Below are 18,625 nucleotides of genomic sequence, written 5' to 3'. Positions count from 1 at the left end.
TCGTATCTAAAAAGACTACTATTGGAGCGTGTTGTTCTATCGAGCCCCGAAACGCAACATCGTTCGCGTACTATGTAGTAAACGTGTTGCTTTAGATGCTAATAAAACAGACTCCTCTTGGACCAGCGCTGGTTGACGATGCTTCAATGCCCAGGTTCTGGGCAAGCGTGTGGTCAATGTTTAGGGAAGCAGACTTGGCTCCTTCAACATTGGGTCAGAAGCTGGCGCATATCAATGCGTTGTACGTGCACGTCGAAGAGCATGGTCAGAATCTTGACGATGCACTGAGCGCCATGGACTTGGTCACGCTCGGCAGCTTGCTGGAGTCCTTCTTTGTCAAGCTTCGAAACGTTCCGCACCCTAACGGCTCGACTCTGAACCGTTGGAACACCGCCTTTCACTTCGTGAGAGACACCTTGATGCGGCTCGAAAAAAACCCCGCCAAGGCCAACCCGCTTGAGGCCGTCATGGGCCGCGTCAATCATTTAGACAACCTCTATTTGGGTTTGCGCCCGTACCGACCGAAGAAAACCTTCAGGCCTAAAGCGCTACCGCGAAGCGTGGTATCTGAGCTTTTAGACGCTCTTCAACCTGGGTCCCCGACTAATCCTTATCGGTCGGAAGCGACCCAGTGGCGGATGCTTGCGGTCGTGTCGCTCATGCTTTTTCAAGGACTGCGACGAGGTGAGGCGCTGTTACTGCCTGCTGATTTCTTGAAAGCAGAGAGGCATCCGCGCACGCGAGACTTGAGCTTCAGGCTTTCGGTCAGAAATGTTGAAACTGAAGAGGACCCGCGTGCAAACGCCCCCGGCATCAAGACACAGGCTTCCATTCGCACGATTCCGGTCGCACGCCAGACCGCAGAAGTGTTCCAGACGTATTCTGAAAACTACAGGGGTCGGGTCGACCACGGGTTCTTTCTGAGCAGTGTCCGGGGTTTACCGCTTTCGCTCGCCGCCGTGAACAAGGGATTTGACCCGCTTACAGAGGCGCTGTCAGCCCGAGCACGCGCTGAGCTCTTGGACTTCACCGGGTCTGACAGACTGCGACCTCACTCTTTACGACACACCTGCGCGGTGGTTCGCATGCGCCAAATGCAAGCGGCTGACGTTCCCACCGACAAAGCGATGATGAATCTTCGGAGCTTTTTTGGCTGGTCCAAGGGATCAACCATGCCCCTCCACTACGCAAAAGCAGCACTGGATGAACAGTTGAACGAGAGTTGGAACGACAAACTCGACGACCGACTTGCCCTACTCCGGAGCTTGCCCCAATGAGTAATTTGCCACACACGCTCTCTCAGTGGAGCTCGGATGAGTACTTCTCTGCAGAAGTGGCTCGGCTTCCATTGCCCCCACGTGTAATCGTTTATGAGGATGATTACTCCGAAAAAATGTGTTCTGTGAACACCGACGAGGCCCATTCACGCGTGGAGCTGGCCGATGCGGGGGGTCACGTTATGCTGAATTTCGCGGCCTTCGGAGAGCGCGTACGGCCGCTGATTCGCCTTTTCCTGCTGACCTCGCTTGTGGACTATGCGCCCGCTACGGTTGCCACTTACTACAAGGGCTTACGCGTTATTCCTGAGAGCTCCCTTGTAGTCGCAGCGGTCTCAGAACCCGTCGCGTTGCGCGCAAAGTGGCCGGCATTGACTACAGATTTGCCTTACGAATCAATAAATGTTTTCAAGCGATTCATCTCTTTTTTTTGCTTGGTAGGTTTCGGGTCTTGGGCTCACCGGTATCAAGCACTTGTGTCAACGCTGCCGTCTCCTCATAAAGACGTCTACGCTGCGGTGCGGTCCGGAGATTGCTTCCTAGAAATCGAGGAGGAGGTAGCGCTGGTTCGCTGGATCGACCAGGCAGCGGCCTCAGTCACGACCCTGGTTGGGTCAGACATTCGGATTGCGGCCCTAGTAGTCTGCTCGTATCAGTTCGGTATGCGTCCAAAGCAGCTGGGAACTTTGCGCAAGCGTGACTGCGAAATTCGGGTCAGCAAGGAAAGCGGCTTGCCCTCGGTTTACCTCACCTTTCGAACGCTTAAACAACAGGACGTCCAGGCTTCGCGTCTTCCACTGCTGCGTAAGGTCAAACGGGAGTGGGCGCCTTTGTTAGTTGCAACCTACGGGCTTCTGTCCGATGCACCCAGTTCGGCCTACTTCTTCGGGTTTCAGAATCGAATGGCACTCAGTGCCTCGCTCATCTCAAAGCTAGACGTCATATTGCCCGGCCGGGGAAGAGTTGCATACGATCTACGTCACTCGATGGTCCAGCGCATGGTGGACGCGGGTGCCAGCCAAGAAGAAGTTGCGGCAGCGCTTGGACATACCAGGCTCACGACCGGTCTTGTGTACTTCCGAGCCTCAGCAAACCAAGCTGAATTGGTCAACAAGGCGCTGGGTCTATCCGAAACTTTCCAAACCCTAGCCAAAATTGCTGACCATCGATTCATTTCTGATGAAGAGCTTGCGCACCTCAAGGGGGAGCAGCAAATTGCAGGCGTGCCTCATGGCATTCCAATAGCCGGTATCGGTGGTTGCAAGACCGGCCAGCCCTCATGTCCTTACAACCCTGTAACTGCCTGCTATGGCTGCACGAAGTTTATGCCGGTGCGAGACCTTGCACTTCACGAACAAGTCCTAAAGGACTTCCGGAGTGTTGTGAACAAATTCCGAACCGCGGGTGAAGGCGATGAGAAATCCCCAGCGTACCTGCAGCTTCGTCAAGCTATCGAGGAAGTAAAAGGCGTTATCCATCAATTGGAGGGCAATGATGGGAAGTAAGGCTTATTCACTTGAGCATCGTGCGCTTCCCGACTTAGAACGAAACAACAACTTTGACTCCTTCGTTGGGGCGATGAAAGAGCTGGCAGCACAGAACGGAATTACGTGGGTAATACCTTTAGATGACAGAGGTATTGCCCTGCCTGGCACGGCTTGGGATCTACGTGAAATTACCAAGGACGGGCGCCCGAGGACTGCCGCTCTACGTACCTTCAGCCTGTACCCCGCTGGACTTTCCGACATTGCTGCCCGCATTCCTGATACGCCGCGGCGTCCGGACGGTCCTATCTCTTCCGAGTGGCAGGACTTCCTGAAAGCTGTGGTGCTTGAATACCTGCTTGTCCGAAAAAAGAGTATTCCGTTCGTCACGGCTGCTTCCTTGGCGATTCGTTTTTTAGCTGCTATTGCTGACAAAGAGCCTTGGCAAGTGACCGTTGAAGATTTGCAGCTGACTTGCGAGTTGGCAGACGCGCGCCAGCCGGCCAAAGGGACGTCCATCGTTCTTCAAGCAATTATGAGCACGGTGGTGGACCGACTGCACTTAGCCGATGCCTGCCCTTTGATGGGCTTAGTCAAGCGCACAAGACAACAGAAAGAGAAGCACTCGAAGTTCTATCTGACGCACGACAGATTGGCCAGGACTCTTTCAGAGCGCAAAGCTGAGCAAAAGCTGCCAGAGCAGAGGGCGTTTTGGGAGTTGGTTCGCATAGTGTTCACGGAGAAGCCAAAGACCTTGAACGACGCGATCCGCTTTGCCATGGTCAAAGTGCTGTTGTTCACAGGCATGCGTGTCGGTGAGGTCGCGCTACTGCCCCTTGATTGGAGGCGCGTAAGGACTTACCTGGACACGCAGGGACGCCCCGCGGGCGAAAGTGGGGGTATCAGCGAGGCCTTGATGGTCCGGCACTTCGCAGAAAAGCAAGGTACTCAGTCGCTCTACGAAACCACGCAATTTGTCCCTGATCTATTTCGCGATGATTTCGAACGCACTCTCGCACAAGTCGCGACTTGGACAAGCCCCTTGCGAGCCACGCTGAAAGCACAGTATGAGACAGGGCGCCTTTTTCCTATGTACCGGCCTGATCAACTGGTTAACGCAGTCGAAATGTACGTCCGACTCACCGGAAACCCAATGTGGGCCGGTAAGCCTTCGTACGCTGTCCGGGAGTGCGTTGAGCGTTATCGACAGTCGTGGGACTTGTCGGATCTACAAGAGCTTGCGTCTTCGATACGGAAGGAGACCGTACTGTCGGCTGCTGTGAGCCGGTACTTTTCGCAGGAGAACAGAGCCTCAGGTCTTGTTCTCAGAGATGGCATCGGCTATCCCGCTACGGGGCGTGGAGTGCAGAATAAGTTTCTGCGGATATCTGATGTCGAGTCGTTCATCTACAACTCAGTGCCTACCAAAGTCTCAGATCTCTCCCCTTTTACGTTGGACAACGGCACGAAGCTCGCTCCATGGGAAATGCTATTCCTTTTGCCAAAGCGCGCAGTGGGTGCAGGGCGCGGCGATACCATCCTTCATCCAGCGATGACTTTCTCTGTCGGGGTGGCTGATGAAGCGCTTCTCCAGGCTGCCCTGGGCGATGAAAGCCGCACCGACCGCTTTTCGCTCTTCCAGGTCTACGGTCGAAGCGAGGAAGATCGCCAACTCAAGCTCAAGACGCATTCATTTCGACACCTACAGAACTCAGAACTCTTCAGGCTCGGCATCGCCGACACCATCATCACCAAGAGGTTCAACCGCCGCAGCGTTGCCCAAAGCTACGAATACGATCACCGCAGCCTAGCCGAGGAAATGGATCAGCTTGAACTGCCTGGCGCCTGGGAGGAATTTTTGGGAGACTCCAAAGCTGCGACAGTCGCCAAGATGATCCAGGCAGGTCGTGCCCAAGGGCCTATCGTCCGAGAGTTCAAACGCATACTGCAGGAGGAAGGCGATGAGCCCGCCCTCCTCTTTCTTGCGGCGGAAGCCGATGGCTTCCATTCGACACCGTATGGGCACTGCCTGAACTCGTTTACGGTTGACCCTTGCCCCAAACATCTTGAGTGTTTCTCCGGCTGCCTTCACCTTTCGGCGACCGACCTTCCTGCAAACCGACGAAACCTTCTTGCCTTACACGGCAAACTCAAGATTGCAATGGAGGCCGCACAGGCCCGTCCCGCCAGTACCGTAGGACGTGACAATCAGATTGCTCATGCAAAGGTTCGGTTAGAGGGAGTGGAGAGGCTTCTCTCCACTGCACCAGGTAGTCAGGTTTTTCCCGACGGTGTTGACCTGTCAAAGTCCCCATCAGGAAGGAGCGTTCTTAGTGGCACGTAGGACTCTCGACCCGTCTCACACCGAGCTGATCAGTGTTTTGGAGGGCTTGCTATCCCGCAATGAAGATGTGACGGCCAGAGCCGTCACCCGTCTTCACACCTCAATCCGAGATGCCTCTGGCATCACCCGCCATCCGGAACGAAGACAGTTGCTGGAGCAGTACCAAGCCCGGCAAAAACAGCTGCGCAAGGTACTTGGTCAGGTACAAAAATCTGGGACCGCAGTCGCAGCTGACAAGCTCGGGCAAGCGCTGGAGCGCGTACGCGAACTCGAGTCGAATGAAGCTGCTCGTATAGCCAGCCACCTTGCCATGATTCACGCTGTGGCAGAGATCGGTGGGACAGCCAAGCTTCAGCGCTTCTATAAGCAATATGCGGATATTCGAGACCGGCTTGCCCGTGAAGGCTCGCTCTCGCCAACCTTCGTGGGCAACGATCAGTAGGACAGGATCCCGCCCTCTTCTACAGTTGCCGTCAGGGCGTCAACCCACGCGGGGTAGATCACTAAGGTCGGCTTCATGCGTATCCCCGTGGCGCCATGTGACCAATTCTCGATTGGTGAAGATAGTTTCAAGTGTCGCTGCTTCGTAGCGTATGTCAGTACATCTGTGCATCAGCTCTAGAGCAAGCTCTAACTCATAGTCGGCAAGTATTTTTGCTTGGACGTCTTCGCTGGATTGAAGGAACTGGTCCATATACCCCTTTGCCTCGAGGATGCTAAGAACAGCAGCGAGCGCGAGATCACCCTCAGAATCGGCTGCATTACCCTCCAACATCGATCCCGTCGATTGAGCCAACTCACTAAGCCAACGGGTACTCAGTGCATGAGGGAGGCATGCTTCCGCGCCATTGTCGGTCACCTCGGCCTTGAACATTTCGAGCCGGCTTATGCCGGTGGGTGCGCGCATTTTTATTGTCCCGAAGTCTCAAAATGAACCCTATAGATTGTAGTCCCATAGGTTTCATGGCGAATTAATCGGAGTGGATGAAACACATCCATCCCAACAGGAATAACTTCGCGGCGGGACTGCGGAACGCTCGAAACTCACGCGGCCTTTCTCAAGAAGACTTTGGCCTTGTATCGAGCCGTACCTATGTAAGCAGTTTGGAACGTGGCCTCAAGAGCCCGACCTTGAACAAAGTGGACGATCTCGCCGGCGTGCTCGAATTGCATCCGCTGACCCTCCTTATCCTGAGCTACGCCAACGGTGGCAGCTCCGACTTGTCCCCAAGGTTCATGGAAGCGATCATGGCTGAAGTCAATTCGGTGTTGAATTTCAATAAGTGAGGGTCGCTCGTCCCTACGCTGCCGTTGGAAGAAATTCGATGTGGCCCGCTCGGCATCCCCCTGCGAGGAGAACCTCGCTCAATGAAATAAACGGGGAGTTCAAGAAGTGCTGAGCGTCGCCGTTTGGTGGACTCGCTCAAACTTGCTCTGAGCCATCTAGAACCGGTTTGTTGTGCGTCTTTGGCTGGGTGCCCAACGATCCTATTTCCGCATCAGGTCGCTCGAGATGGCTTGCGTAGCCTTCGACCTTTAGTCCCGCAGCACGGGTTTGCGCAACGGCTTCGGCAACGCCCCGACGTGCATCCGTCAGGAGATCATCGCCAAAGAAGTAGCTGTCGAATTGAGGAGTGGTAGTCATGCAGCGCCTTTCCCCGATGGTATGGCAAGCGGAAAGGCGGTTCAACGGCAGGCGCAATGGCCAAACTGCAACGGAAGCAGGATGCTGATGTGGTACATCTTTAGCAACAACTGCCCCGTGATGGCTGTGTGGCTCGACCACCTGCTGCTCGGGGGAAAAGCCGGCGCAAGCCGGTTTTTTCGTTTCCGGGCGTTCACCCGTTTAAACACCTCATACAAGCCCAACGGGTAGTTCCAGATGTTGCGTCGGATCCTTTGCCCGGTGCACAAACAGCTTCAGCGGCGGAGCCTTGATCAGCGCCTCGGCCTGTTCGATAGTGCCGCGCAGCCAGCTATCCCAATCCCCCTTTTCCAGCGGCACCACCGTGCGCTTATCCTGCTTGTCGGGCGCGCGCTTGGGGTCAGGCCGGTGCATCAGATTTAGCACCGGCACGTCGTCGCAGTTCTGCGTGATCATGGAGTAGCTGGGTAGCACCTCGCCCGTGGCCGGGTCGGTCCACTCGCTCCACAGGCCCGCCAGGCCCCAGGGCTCGCCATCGGCGCGCTCGAACTGCCAGGGGATGTGCTTGCCGATGCCCCAGTAGGGTTCGACGTACCGCTGCGCCGGGATGATGCAGCGCTGTCCCTTGCGCCAAGGGCCGCCGTAGGTCCATGACTTGGCCATGCCTTCGCGGCGGGCGTTGACGGTGCTCATGCGTTTGCCGTCCTTGCCGGTGGGGATGTGTGTTTTAGAGTGCGGCGGGATCATGCCCCACTGGCCCACCACCAGCTCGCGCCCTGCCCCGCCCTTGGCCCACAGGAACGGCCCACGGTAGAGCGGGCTCATCTTGTCGCGCCATTCTTCCTCGGGCACGTCACCGAAGTGCAGCACCAGCTGCTCACGGCCCGGGACCTCGTAGTAGGTACACATGGCAACATTCTGGCAGCAGGGAGCTATACTGTAAATATGTACAGTATTTGGAATTCCCCGCTACCTGTGCCGTACGACACGGCGGCGCAGTCACTGGCCTTGCCTCTATGCGGGGTGAGCGTGCGCGCGGGGTTTCCATCGCCTGCCGATGACTTCGTGGTGGAGCGGCTGGACATCATGCAGCTGCTGGTAAAGCACCCCCAGGCCACCTACTTCTGGCGCGTGCGGGGCGATTCGATGCGCGACGCGGGCATAGAGGACGGCAGCATCATCGCCGTGGACCGTGCGATCAAGCCCAAGCACAACAGCATCGTCGTGGCCATTGTGGACGGCGAATGCACTGTGAAGTATCTGTACCAGCGCGCCGGCCGCATCAAGCTGCGCGCCGCCAACCCCACCTATCCCGACATCATCCCCCGCGACAGCCAGACCATTGAGGTGTGGGGCGTGGTGAGTGGGTGCGTGAAGCTGTTTCTCACCTGATCTGATGGACGGAGGCCGGCATGTATGCGCTGGTGGATGGCAACAACTTCTACGTGAGCTGTGAGCGGGTGTTCCGACCCAGCCTGAACGGCCGCCCGGTGGTGGTGCTGAGCAACAACGACGGCTGCGCCATCGCCCGCAGTAATGAGGCCAAGGCCCTGGGCATCAAGATGGGGGCGCCGTGGTTCCAGATTCGGCACATGGAAGAGACCCACGGGCTGGTGGCATTGAGTGCCAACTTCACGCTGTACGGCGACATGAGCAACCGCATGATGAGCCTAGCGGCGGGCTTGGGGCCCTCGCAGGAGATTTACAGCATCGATGAGTCGTTCATCGGGCTGCAGGGTATGCGGGGCGACTTGACCTCCCGCAGCCACGCCATCCGCGCCCGTATCCACCAGTGGGCCGGCATACCTTGCGGGATCGGAATCGGTCACACCAAGACGCTGGCGAAGCTGGCCAACCACATCGCCAAGACGGCAGAGCGCAAACCGGGCAGCTACCCGGCCGAGCTGGCCCAGGTGTGCAACCTGACCGCCCTGCCCGCCCAGGACCTGGACGATGTTCTGGCCGCCACGCTGGTGGAAGAAGTCTGGGGCGTGGGCCGCAAGATCGCGGCGCAGCTGCATGAAGGTGGTGTGCATACCGTGCTGGACCTGACGCGTCTGGACCCGGCCACGGTGCGCAGGCGCTGGAGCGTGGTGCTGGAGCGCACCGTGCGCGAGCTGCAGGGCATGCAATGCATTGACCTGGACGATGCACCAGCACCCAAAAAGGAAATTGCCTGCACGCGGGCATTCGGCCAGGCAGTGACCGAGCTGCCGCCGCTGGTGGAGGCCGTGAGCGAGTTTGCCAGCCGTGCGGCCGAGAAATTGCGCAAGCAAGGCAGTCTGGCCAGCCAACTGCTGGTGTTTTGCCACACCTCGCCGTTCCGGCCCGGGCCCCGGTTCAACCGCAGCATCGTGGTACCACTGCGCCGTCCGACGGCCGACACCGGCAAGCTGGTGTGGGCCGCATCCGCTGGCATGCGGCGCATCTATGAGCCCGGCTTCAAGATGGCCAAGGCCGGGGTGATGCTGCTGGACCTGATGCCGGGCAGCGTGCTGCAGGGCGAGTTGGATCTGGAGGATGAAGACCACCGGGATCGCACCCAGCTGATGGTGGCGCTGGATACGCTCAATCACCGCTACGGCAAGGGCACCGTGCATTCAGGCGCCACGGGGGGCACCAACAAGGGCAAAGACTGGGGGATGAAGCAAGAGAGGCGCACGCCGCAGTACACGACGCGGTGGGAGGATGTGCCGGTGGCGCGAGCGTAAGAGTGAACTAGCCGTACCGCGGAGACCGCTCAGCAGCGGTTGCTGCCGTTCGAGTTTTCAACGTGAATGCCCTTGGCGTGCCGGATTGCGATCTTTCCTATTCATGCATCGTGGTAATGCGCAGAGACAGGTTTCAGGCGCGCAGTTGACATTGCTAGAGAGTTGACAACAGCGTGCAGAGATCTGCAAGCTCGACGAGCAAGACTGCAGCAGCATCAAGCATGGTGCGATCAATCACCTGGGCGTGTCGCCAGCGTTGATGGTTTACCGCGAGCACAAGGCCATGCTGGGCAAGACTTAGGCCGGCGAGAAGTTCCCGGCGGTTGTGATGATGGGGGCTGGCTGGATGGTGGTCCCCGACATCAAACCAGGCAAGTGATGGTGAGTGGCTGACCCGCCCTGGGTCAGCCACTCAGTCGGGATCGCTGTTTGCAGGTGATCCCGTCCTTTTTGTCAGTTGGCGCAACAGCGCTGTGGCCAACCAGCCATCACTTTGATCCACCCGAAGCCTTGGCCACGTAGGCCGCCAGGGCGGCAATTTGCACATCACTGAGTTTGCCGTTGTAGGACGGCATCTGCCCAATGCCATTGCGCAGCGCGGTGGCCACGCGCTTGGCATCGGGCTTGAGCTCGTCCAGGCTGGGGCCCACGGCGCCTTCGGCTCCCGCGTCCTTGAGCGCATGGCACAGGGCGCAGGCAGGCACCGCGCCTTGGCCGAACAACACCTTGCCTTGTTGAAGTTGCGCGGCATCGTCGGCGGCGTGCACGGGCAGCACTGTGAATGCCAACGACAACAGGGCAGCGACCAACGCGTGTTTTTGGATTGTGCGCTTCATGCCACGCTCACTTTCACGGCGTGGTCGGCCCAGCTGGTGTTGTTGTAGCCGCCCGCGTTTTCCATGCGTTGTTCGGGCTGCACGTTGCCTGCGGTGTCGGTGGCTCGGCTCGCCAGGGTGAACTGGCCCGCCGGCAGGCGTGCCGCAAAAACAAACTGCCGCCACGCAAAGCGGCCGAGGTCGGGCCCCACCATGCGCGCGAGCTGCCAGGTTTTTCCGCCGTCCAGAGAAACCTCGACCTTGGCCACCGCGTTCATGCCGCCAAACGCCACGCCATGGATCTGTGTGTCACCCGCTTTAAGCGGGGCGCCGTCCGTGCCGGGACCGTTGATCCACGACTTCACCGTCATTTCCTGCACCGATGGCTGCGACGGGTCGCCCTTCGCGCCGGGCGGTGAAATGCGGTAGCCGTGCGACATGATGCGTGCGTCGGTCTCCTGAGCGGTGAAGGCCAGGCGTTTGACGTACTTGATGTTGTTCACGCCCGTGTAACCCGGCACGATCAAGCGCAGTGGGCCGCCGTGGGCCAGCGAAATCGGCACACCGTTCATTTCCCAGGCCAGCAGGGCATCGGCGAGTGCGGCAGCAGGCACCGAGCGTTCCACGATCACGCTCTTGGGGTCCAGTCCATCGGGGAGTTTTTCGCCGCCTGTGCCGGTGAGGTAGGCCATGCCGGCCTCCACGCCGCCCAGGGCATCCACCACCCAGCGCACCGGCACACCGCTCCACACCACACAGCCTGCTGCGCCCACTTGCCAAGGCGTTCCACTGGGCTTGTTGGGGAAGTAGCCGCGTCCGTTGCCAGAGCATTGCAACACCATTGCCGTGGTCTCGATGCCCATGCGCTTGAGGTCGCCCAGCGTGAGTTTGCGCGGGTTCTTCACCCCCTCGATGTTGATCTCCCAGGCATCGCGGTTGCCCAGGATCGAGGCGTCGGGCGCGGGCAGGTTGTTGCGGATGTAGAGCTGCTCGGACGGCGTGATTACGCTGGTGCCGAACACACTGCGCTTGGTCTCAATGGTGGTGCTGCTGTGCACGATCAGGCTGGCCGGGTCCTTCCAGCCCACGTACGCTGGCAGAGGCTTGGCAGCACCGGCCACGGCGACGGGCGCGGCCTCACCAGCAGCGGCTGCGGTGCGGCCAAAGCTGGCCAGACCAACGGCAGCCAAAGCAGCGCCGCTGCCGGCCAGCAGGTGGCGCCGGGGGAGCGAGGTGGGTTGTTGGTTCATTTCTGGGGTCTCCGGTGGTTGGGCGTCGTGCGCCGGTTGGGGTGAAAGGGGTGCGCGGTTGATTCGTTGACAGGGACGCGGTGCCTCAGCCTGGCCCGGACACGGGAGGTGCCTGCAGTGCCGTCTGCGCGACCGCCAGTGCCTTCTTTTTCTGGGCCACCAGCAACAAGGGCTTGCCCTCGCGCGAGCGGATCACCTTCCAGTGCACGTTGCTCCACCAGCCGCTGGCCTCGCGCAGGTCCACAGGCTGGTCAAAGGCATACACCGTCACCATGCCGCCCTTCTCGAAGAACGTGGTGAGGTGGTAAGCGAGGTGACCTTCGATATCGCATGGCCGCATGAGTTGGGGAAACCCGGGCACCACGTTGGCGTCCCGCATGCCCAGGTGCATGAGCAACTGGCGCTGCTCCATGAAACTGCCCCGCAAGCTGCGCTCGTGGTATTCGTGGTCGATCGCGTCGCGCACCATCGCTGGCGGTCGCACGGCTAGCACCCCGCCGCTGGTGCCACCGGCCAGCAAAAGCGCAGCCAGAAAACGCTGCAAGCCGCGTCGCGCCAGCAGCGGCTGCGGCTTTCGGTACAGGTGTGCCGGTGCGTCGCTGGCCTCGAAGGCGATCGCCAACTCGGCGCGCGCGCGCAAATCGAATTCGCTGTCGGGCAGGAAAGGCGCGTCGGTATCGGGGCTCATGTCTTGGTCCTGCGAAACGGGGTAACGTTGACATCGGCCTTGGGTGTCGCAGGTACCCCCATGGCCAGCTTCAAAGCGTCGCGCGCACGGGCTAGGCGCGACAACACCGTGCCGGGCGCGATCTCCAGCGCCTCGGCCATCTGGGCGGTGGGCATGTCGTCGAAATAAAACAGCACCAGCACCTCGCGGTGGATGGGCGCCAGGCGCGCGAGCGCCTTGACGACATCGAGTTTGTCGTCCAGCCCCGCGTCGGGCGCCGCTTGCTCGGGCTGCTCTTCATCGTCCAGCGACTGCATGCTGGGTGCGGCCTGGCGAAAGGCGGCGCGGCGCATGATCTGAAAGAGCCAAGCCCGTGCCAGCGCAGCGTCGCGCAGTTGCTCCCGGTGCTTCCAGGCGTTGGCAAAACAGTCTTGCACCACGTCTTCGGCAATGGCGCGCGAACCAGTGAGCGCCCACGCACTGCGCAGCAAAAAACGGTAGTGCTCACGCACCCATTGGTTATAGCGGGACTCGGCAGACTGGAACAGCATGGTGATCAAGAGCGCTGCGTGGCTTGGTTCATTCCGTGGCGCTCATCGGTACTTTCCCTAGGGCTGTCGATCAAGGCCCCCGCGTCCCACCCAGCGACGGAAATTCCGCTTCCGCACCTTTGGCTGTGCGCTGCTGCAGGGTGTGCAGTCGGCGTTGCATGCTCTGGATCTCCACCGTCTGCCCGGCAATGATTTCCTCGGCCAACTGCCGGGTGACAGGATCGCGCCCATGCTGCAACACCAGCCGCGCCATGTCCACAGCGCCGGCGTGGTGCGGAATCATCATCGCCAGAAAGTCCTGGTCGGCCTGGCCTGCGTAGCCCGGGCTGTGCATGGCCTGCATCATGCGGGCCATCGATTCGTCCATATCCCGCTGGAATGCGCTGGTGTGCGCGGCGCTGGCGCCGTGGCTGGTGTGCGCGCCGCTCATGCCGTCTGGCCCTTCTCGCCCACACGCACGTAGACGAGGTTGATGCTCTTTTTGTTGCGCAGCGCGCCAGAGGGCAGCGTCAGATTGCCCAGGGGGATCTGCGCAATGAAGGTCGGGCGCAGCGGGTCGCTCACATCAAATGCACTGCACACGGTCTGGCCCGCGTTGGGCGTGCCGGGCAGCTCGTCCTGTTCGTGGGCCACATACAGCAGCGTGTTCTCGGGGTTGGTCCACAACCCGTGCGACTCGCGGCCACGGCTGGAGAAGGTGCCCACCACCTTGCGCTGTCCGCCCGGAGCGCTGCGGTCGATGATGGCGATCGGGCTCGACGCCACGCCGCCGGGGCCACCATCGTCGATGCGCGCCAGGCTGGCATAGACCACGCTGCCGCGCGCATTGCGCACGAACTCAACGTGGTTGGGCCGAGCGCCCATGCCGAGTGGCACGGTGTCGATCAGGTCGAAGCCACCCTGCGTCGAGCGGCAAGACACCGCATCAGCCAGCTTGTGCGAGAACCACACCTCGGCACCGTCGGGTGTGGTCTTCATGAAGGGCGTGAAGCCGGGTTTGTCCTGTGCGCTGATGTCCAGCGTGGTCAGCCGCTGCGGTTGGCTGTGGCCATCCGCGCCGGGGTTGACGCGGAACACGTCGATCTTCGACACCTTCTGGCTGGCCACAAAGGCCAACGTACCCTCACGGTTGAACCACACCTGCGCCGGGCCGCTCAGCGTGGGCAGGTATTGGCGAACCGCGCTGGAGCCCGGGCTGTCGGCCCCCTTGAGCTGGCGAACGGCACGATCGACGCCGACGATGGCAATGCGGTCTTCACCGCGCAGCGTGACCCACAGCTCGCGGCCGTTGCGCGTGAAAGTGGGCTCGTGCGGTTCGCGGCCCAGCAGCAGGCCACTACTCAGGCGCTCGGGGTTGGTGGTGGGCCCAGACGCAGGGTTGGGTGTGTTGCCGATGACGCGGCGCTGCTCGGCGTCGATCAGATAAATGTTGCTGGAGCCGCGCCCGCTGGTGGCCAGCAACCGGCCATCGGGCGACGGCACCGCGCCGTGCGCATCGATACAGCCGTGGTACAGCGGCTTGTGGACCATCGCCGCGTGCGTTGGCGCCACGCCGGCCGTCACAAAGCGAAACGGGGGACGAGGGTCTTCGTCAAAGCTGGTCAGGTTGATCGTCGACTCGACGGTGTTGGTCTTGGGGTCGATGACCACCAAGGTGTTGGAGTCTTCGTTGGTGATGAAGACGCGGTCACGCGGGTCGATGTTGCTGCCCGCTGTGCCGGGCGCCAGCGTTGTTGCTGGTGTTGGTGCGGGCGTCGGGGTCTGGGCCTGGGCCAGGCTCGGGCCGGCGGGCAACGCTGCGGCGGTGGCCGCTGCCAGGGAAAACTTGAGGATGTCGCGGCGTTGGGTACTCATGGATGCCTTTGAGTTGATGGGTTGCAGAAGAGCAAGACAGAAAACAAGACGGTCTGCCCTTGCGTGGGCAGTACCTTGAAGAAAACGAAGGTGGTGTAACAGCGCCTAAACGATCAAGAGCGCGCTGCGCCGCGTTTGATTCCATGCCGCAAGCAAACAACGGCAGCACCGGGCTGGCCTCAGGGCCCCTCAGCGAGAGACGCCTAACTGCCGGTACACCTCGGTCGACACCCGGGCCAACACACTGCGGTCGGCATCGGATGACAGCGCGTAGCCAAACGGTCCGTCGACCCAGTAGAAGACGTTGATTGCGCCCTCTTGAGCAAAACGGAAGGCGGCGGTGTCATTGGTTGGTTCAGCTCTTACCGCCGGGCTCCATCCACCGGCACTTCCAATGTCACCGACGTCGTTGGACACATACAGCGTGAGCTTGTTGCCCCCCTCGTTGCGGTACATGAACTGCGCCACCGGCCCCTGCCCGCCCGGCAACAAGCGCCCACCCTCCAACGTGTAGCCCTGGGCCTGCAAATGGGGTGGCTTCATCGGTGCGCCCATGCGTTTGGACAACCAGGCCACCAATTGGTCCTCGTTCGCTGCGTCGATCTCGACCGCGCGCCGGGCATCTGGGCTGTACACCGCGTGGGCCACCGCGGCACGTTGCGTGAATTCGTTGGTCGACGCCCGCGTGACTGCACCTGGCGTCGCCGTCACCGCAGCCAGCTGCGCTGAGTCGCCTGTGCCAGACGTCGGCAAACCGCCGCGCAGTCCCCACCCCGCCGCGCCACTGACGACCGCAATGGCCAGCCCGGCGACCAGGCGTTGCAGGTACCAAGGGGTTTGAGAGGCGATGCGAGGTCGGGCAGACGCCCGCAGGCGTTGTGGCAACGGCTCGTTCAGCACAGGGTCGAACAAGGCATGCAGTCCGCGCTTCTGCGCCCGATAGGCCTCAAGCCGCAGCGCCTCTGCGGGCCGGGTCGCCAGGTAGCTTTCAATGTCAAGTTTGCGGGCTGGGGGCAGTTGGCCGTCGACGAAGGCTTGCAGTTCGGCTTCGGTGACCGGCGCGTTGGTGGACGGGGGAAGTTCAGCGTTCATGGCGAGCCCTTCGATGATTCATTTGACAACCTTCAAGCGCACCGGCTCAGAACGGCCTTCCATCACCCCGCGCAAGCGCTCGCGGCCACGCGACAGGCGCGACATGACCGTGCCGATGGGAATGCCCAGCGTCAGTGCCACATCGGCGTAGGCCATGTCTTCCAGCGCGACCAGCAACAGAACCTCTTTCTGCTCCACAGGCAACAGATCGAGCGCGGCCTGCAGGTCGAGCACCGCCAGCCGATCGCCTTGTGTGGGTGCCAAAGGCACCTCGGGGGTGTCTTCGTCCATCGTCACGGTGCTGAGCTTGGGCCGACGCACGCCATCGACGTACAAGTTGTGCATCATGCTGAATAGCCAGGCGCGCATGTCGGACACGCCGCGCCACCTGTCTGCCTTGGTCCATGCCCGCTCCAGGGTGTCCTGCACCAAATCGTCGGCGTCCTCGCGGTTGCCCGCCAGCGCTCTCGCGTAGCGGCGCAGGCGCGGCAGCCAGGCCAGGAATTGGGTGTCTTCGTGCATCGGCGCAGTCCAATTGGGTCGCAGCGGGCTCTGGAGGTATCGCCAGGTGTCACTCCACGACGATTTGCCACATGACCTTGAAGTGGTCATTGGCGCGCTCACCAGGCTTTTGAACAGCCTGACAGGCGCAGAACGGCTGGCCCTTTCCATCGACCAGTCCGACACCGACCAGCGTGGCCGGTGGGCCGGCTGTCATCGCCTGCGCAAGCGGAGCCATGAGCGATGCCGTTGCAACAAGCACGCTGGCCAAGGAGGTGGGGTGTTTCATGGCAGTCGTTGGCGGTTCGTCAAGCTGATGACTTGTCTGCCATGTCAGTAGGCTGCGGCCACGGCCAGCTTGGGGTCGATCTGCCAGGTTTCGCTGACGATCTTGCCTTCGCGGAAGGTCAGCACATAGCGCACCTTGATGGGCATCTTTCCCTCAAACACCACGTTGGCGGACACGGTGGATCCCTTGGGGTTGGCCGACTCGTCGATCTGGCCCACGGTGAGTTTCAAGGGGCCAACCGCTTTGCCAAACTTCTCCCAGGTGGCGCGGATGCTCTCTGTGGTGGCATACGTACCATCCAGCGGACCGCCCACCCAGTTCAGCTGAGCCTGGTCGGCGTAAGCGCGCATGACGATCTGCGTATCACCCGAGGCGATGGCCTGAAAGTGCGTGCGGGCGTCGTCGAGAGGGGCGGCAGAGACGCTGCCAGCGGCGAGAGTCAAGGCGGTGGCGGCAAGTACGAGGGTCTTGAACATGGTTGATCCTGAGATTGGAAAGCGTCGTTGAGGTGGGGCCAGCGGAGGGACCTTCAGGTTCCTTCATGTGGGTAGACGGTGAGCGCCGGGCTGGTATTCCAATGAACACAAACTTTCTTGATATCTTTTTTGTCGCCACCGGACCAGTGCTTCGGCTGATGTGCTCGCGAAGTCAAAGGCGCACGCAGCAGAGGGTGTTCCGCGTGTTGGCTCATCGAACAAAGTCAATGTTTCACATCAGCAGCGCGGGCACCCAGCGCTTGTTTACCTCACCGACTGCGATCAACCATGCAAAAAGGGGCGACGCTTACTGCGGATGGTGCGTTCGCGCCTTGCAGATGACGGCGATTTGGATTGATACCTTATTCGCAAGAGGTCGCCGGCGTATGCAAGTCGATGGCATGTTTCTCTGGTTCTCAAGTTGAATGTGACATCCCGCAGGCTCCGCCCTGGTGAGAGACTTGTATGGGCGGCGCTGCCGTCCTCTGGACACCGTAGGTGCGAGTGACTGTTGATAAACATTGCGGCCATTCACAAACTTGGCGGCGGTCGTCCGCAACCAGTCTGAAGCAGTCACAGTGTCAAGGGCTGTCCTCAACACTGATTCAACGTCAACGCTGCAATGGACTTCTTGGCAAAAGCTCCACTCCCGTCCTTTTCACCAGTTCCTGGTAGCTGATTGGTTGGCCCACCGTTTCGCCCTCGCGATTCTCTTGCCAGTGAGCCCAGGCTCTCAGAGTGGTCGCGTCGTACACCAGCTTGAACAGATAGGTCGGAACCTTCACCCCATTGGCTCCAATGCGCGGCGCCGCATCCGTGAACACTGGTCCTGTGATCACAAACACATCCCCCTTGGCCCGCTTCACATAGTGCCGGGTGTCCTGTTCGATCTTGTTCCAAGCGCCACCGTTGTGCTGGGCATTCTGTGGAACCATGTTTGCCAAGCTGAAGCTCTGAGCCATCGCAGCGGGCGTGGTCATGTCGCCGGCAGGCGCCATGTGCCCGCGGCTGTAGCCTGAGTTCTTGTAGTCCTCCAGCTCCGCCCGCTCACCGCTCGGCAACCGTGCGTCCGCAAAGAAGCGCTTGGCCCGTTTCTCATTTCCCCCTTCGAGCATCTCGCGATTCAGCCTCTGAGCTACAAACACCGGTGTCTTGCTATTGCCCGAATGCAAAACTGCAAAAGCCTGATAACAAAGCTCACGCAACTGCGGTCGGTGGGTGATAGCCGGTGGTGTTTCATTTGCGAAGAATTGCGGGCACTGTGCAAATGAAGTGGGCTCGGGTGTGAGCAGAGCCGAACTGTCGAACTGCGGAAGCCGCGCCCAAGAAAGATTCAGGGAAGCAACGCTGGCCAGCGTTATTGCCAGCACAGATGCCCGGCGCTTAGGGGCAGGCCAAGAGAACAAATCATTCACAGCAGGAGTAGTACGGTCGAATAAAACGTAGCCTGATTGGAGCACCGTTCAATTTTCGATCTCAACCGAAAGCTCTGGCCCCTCGCGTTTTTTTGCGGCTATTTGCAGAACGATTTCCACCAACAAAAAACCTTCCGATAGGAGTGCATTTTTGCTAGTACGGGAGTGTCTTCGCAACACTCCGACCGCAACGGCAGCCTGCTCGGGAATGTCACAACCATGGGTAGTCCGGCAGCTTCAGAAGCGATCAATTG

At 60.3% G+C, this 18,625-nt stretch carries 21 protein-coding genes; 7 read left to right on the top strand and 14 right to left on the bottom strand.

All coding sequences use genetic code 11. The features are described from left to right. Nucleotides 1-194 precede the first annotated feature (194 nt). From DNK89_RS02040 to DNK89_RS24150, 4 genes are read left to right on the top strand one after another with little or no spacing between them, the layout of a single operon-like run. Nucleotides 195-1,277, top strand: coding sequence for a site-specific integrase (locus DNK89_RS02040; protein WP_161958920.1), 1,083 nt, complete (start codon nucleotides 195-197; stop codon nucleotides 1,275-1,277). Further along, nucleotides 1,274-2,782 (top strand): site-specific integrase, encoded by a 1,509-nt coding sequence (locus DNK89_RS02035; protein WP_153064235.1) that lies wholly within the window; start codon nucleotides 1,274-1,276, stop codon nucleotides 2,780-2,782. The genes DNK89_RS02040 and DNK89_RS02035 overlap by 4 nt, the downstream gene beginning before the upstream one ends. After that, nucleotides 2,769-5,105, top strand: a complete 2,337-nt coding sequence (locus DNK89_RS02030; RefSeq protein ID WP_153064234.1) for a hypothetical protein — start codon at nucleotides 2,769-2,771, stop codon at nucleotides 5,103-5,105. The genes DNK89_RS02035 and DNK89_RS02030 overlap by 14 nt, the downstream gene beginning before the upstream one ends. Continuing rightward, nucleotides 5,095-5,547 carry a hypothetical protein gene (locus DNK89_RS24150; protein WP_153064233.1) on the top strand — a complete coding sequence of 151 codons (453 nt, stop codon included), beginning with the start codon at nucleotides 5,095-5,097 and terminating at the stop codon, nucleotides 5,545-5,547. Before DNK89_RS02030 ends, DNK89_RS24150 begins: the two co-directional genes overlap by 11 nt. Nucleotides 5,548-5,586: 39 nt before the next feature. Here DNK89_RS24150 and DNK89_RS02020 read toward each other — a convergent pair whose 3' ends face one another. Continuing rightward, entirely contained in the window at nucleotides 5,587-6,012 is a 426-nt protein-coding gene (locus tag DNK89_RS02020) for a hypothetical protein (protein ID WP_110958692.1), read from the bottom strand. Nucleotides 6,013-6,089: 77 nt separating this feature from the next. Here DNK89_RS02020 and DNK89_RS02015 point away from each other — a divergent pair, with 77 nt between their 5' ends. Further along, nucleotides 6,090-6,392, top strand: coding sequence for a helix-turn-helix domain-containing protein (locus tag DNK89_RS02015; protein WP_110958691.1), 303 nt, complete (start codon nucleotides 6,090-6,092; stop codon nucleotides 6,390-6,392). A gap of 136 nt (nucleotides 6,393-6,528) precedes the next feature. Here DNK89_RS02015 and DNK89_RS24145 read toward each other — a convergent pair whose 3' ends face one another. Together DNK89_RS24145 and DNK89_RS02010 are read right to left on the bottom strand one after the other, a co-directional pair. Further along, on the bottom strand, nucleotides 6,529-6,750 hold the full coding sequence (locus DNK89_RS24145; RefSeq protein WP_153064232.1) for a hypothetical protein: 222 nt from the start codon (nucleotides 6,748-6,750) through the stop codon (nucleotides 6,529-6,531). 210 nt (nucleotides 6,751-6,960) lie between these two features. Then, the gene (locus DNK89_RS02010; RefSeq protein ID WP_110958690.1) at nucleotides 6,961-7,659 is read right to left on the bottom strand and encodes an SOS response-associated peptidase; all 699 of its coding nucleotides are present in this window, start codon (nucleotides 7,657-7,659) and stop codon (nucleotides 6,961-6,963) included. 36 nt (nucleotides 7,660-7,695) lie between these two features. Here DNK89_RS02010 and DNK89_RS02005 point away from each other — a divergent pair, with 36 nt between their 5' ends. After that, a complete protein-coding gene (locus tag DNK89_RS02005) occupies nucleotides 7,696-8,142 on the top strand; it encodes a LexA family transcriptional regulator (RefSeq protein WP_110958689.1) in 447 nt (148 codons plus the stop codon). Nucleotides 8,143-8,162: 20 nt separating this feature from the next. Then, the gene (locus DNK89_RS02000; RefSeq protein ID WP_110958688.1) at nucleotides 8,163-9,461 is read left to right on the top strand and encodes a Y-family DNA polymerase; all 1,299 of its coding nucleotides are present in this window, start codon (nucleotides 8,163-8,165) and stop codon (nucleotides 9,459-9,461) included. 488 nt (nucleotides 9,462-9,949) lie between these two features. Here the strand turns inward: DNK89_RS02000 and DNK89_RS01995 are convergent, their stop codons facing one another. The 11 genes from DNK89_RS01995 to DNK89_RS01945 all read right to left on the bottom strand — a co-directional run bounded on the left by DNK89_RS01995 (nucleotide 9,950) and on the right by DNK89_RS01945 (nucleotide 18,371). Beyond that, nucleotides 9,950-10,297 carry a cytochrome c gene (locus DNK89_RS01995; protein WP_110958687.1) on the bottom strand — a complete coding sequence of 116 codons (348 nt, stop codon included), beginning with the start codon at nucleotides 10,295-10,297 and terminating at the stop codon, nucleotides 9,950-9,952. Next, nucleotides 10,294-11,526, bottom strand: a complete 1,233-nt coding sequence (locus DNK89_RS01990) for a sulfite oxidase (RefSeq protein WP_060987298.1) — start codon at nucleotides 11,524-11,526, stop codon at nucleotides 10,294-10,296. The genes DNK89_RS01995 and DNK89_RS01990 overlap by 4 nt, the downstream gene beginning before the upstream one ends. A gap of 85 nt (nucleotides 11,527-11,611) precedes the next feature. Beyond that, entirely contained in the window at nucleotides 11,612-12,214 is a 603-nt protein-coding gene (locus tag DNK89_RS01985; RefSeq protein WP_008904212.1) for a hypothetical protein, read from the bottom strand. After that, nucleotides 12,211-12,744: an RNA polymerase sigma factor gene (locus tag DNK89_RS01980; protein ID WP_050813810.1), complete on the bottom strand. Its 534-nt coding sequence runs from the start codon at nucleotides 12,742-12,744 to the stop codon at nucleotides 12,211-12,213. Before DNK89_RS01980 ends, DNK89_RS01985 begins: the two co-directional genes overlap by 4 nt. A gap of 70 nt (nucleotides 12,745-12,814) precedes the next feature. Next, nucleotides 12,815-13,174 (bottom strand): DUF305 domain-containing protein, encoded by a 360-nt coding sequence (locus DNK89_RS01975; protein WP_008904210.1) that lies wholly within the window; start codon nucleotides 13,172-13,174, stop codon nucleotides 12,815-12,817. Then, nucleotides 13,171-14,598: a YncE family protein gene (locus DNK89_RS01970; protein WP_092699702.1), complete on the bottom strand. Its 1,428-nt coding sequence runs from the start codon at nucleotides 14,596-14,598 to the stop codon at nucleotides 13,171-13,173. The genes DNK89_RS01975 and DNK89_RS01970 overlap by 4 nt, the downstream gene beginning before the upstream one ends. Nucleotides 14,599-14,787: 189 nt before the next feature. Continuing rightward, nucleotides 14,788-15,690, bottom strand: coding sequence for an anti-sigma factor (locus tag DNK89_RS01965; protein ID WP_066785942.1), 903 nt, complete (start codon nucleotides 15,688-15,690; stop codon nucleotides 14,788-14,790). A gap of 18 nt (nucleotides 15,691-15,708) precedes the next feature. Further along, the gene (locus DNK89_RS01960) at nucleotides 15,709-16,212 is read right to left on the bottom strand and encodes an RNA polymerase sigma factor (protein ID WP_060986575.1); all 504 of its coding nucleotides are present in this window, start codon (nucleotides 16,210-16,212) and stop codon (nucleotides 15,709-15,711) included. A gap of 49 nt (nucleotides 16,213-16,261) precedes the next feature. Continuing rightward, nucleotides 16,262-16,480 carry a hypothetical protein gene (locus tag DNK89_RS24140; protein ID WP_060986574.1) on the bottom strand — a complete coding sequence of 73 codons (219 nt, stop codon included), beginning with the start codon at nucleotides 16,478-16,480 and terminating at the stop codon, nucleotides 16,262-16,264. A gap of 44 nt (nucleotides 16,481-16,524) precedes the next feature. After that, nucleotides 16,525-16,956, bottom strand: a complete 432-nt coding sequence (locus tag DNK89_RS01955; protein WP_060986573.1) for a nuclear transport factor 2 family protein — start codon at nucleotides 16,954-16,956, stop codon at nucleotides 16,525-16,527. A gap of 611 nt (nucleotides 16,957-17,567) precedes the next feature. Then, nucleotides 17,568-18,371 (bottom strand): DNA/RNA non-specific endonuclease, encoded by an 804-nt coding sequence (locus DNK89_RS01945; protein ID WP_238990663.1) that lies wholly within the window; start codon nucleotides 18,369-18,371, stop codon nucleotides 17,568-17,570. Nucleotides 18,372-18,625 lie beyond the last annotated feature (254 nt).

The sequence above is a fragment of the Acidovorax sp. ST3 genome, assembly GCF_003231145.1.
Taxonomy (GTDB): domain Bacteria; phylum Pseudomonadota; class Gammaproteobacteria; order Burkholderiales; family Burkholderiaceae_C; genus Acidovorax.
This window is presented reverse-complemented; position numbering and strand designations above follow the sequence as displayed.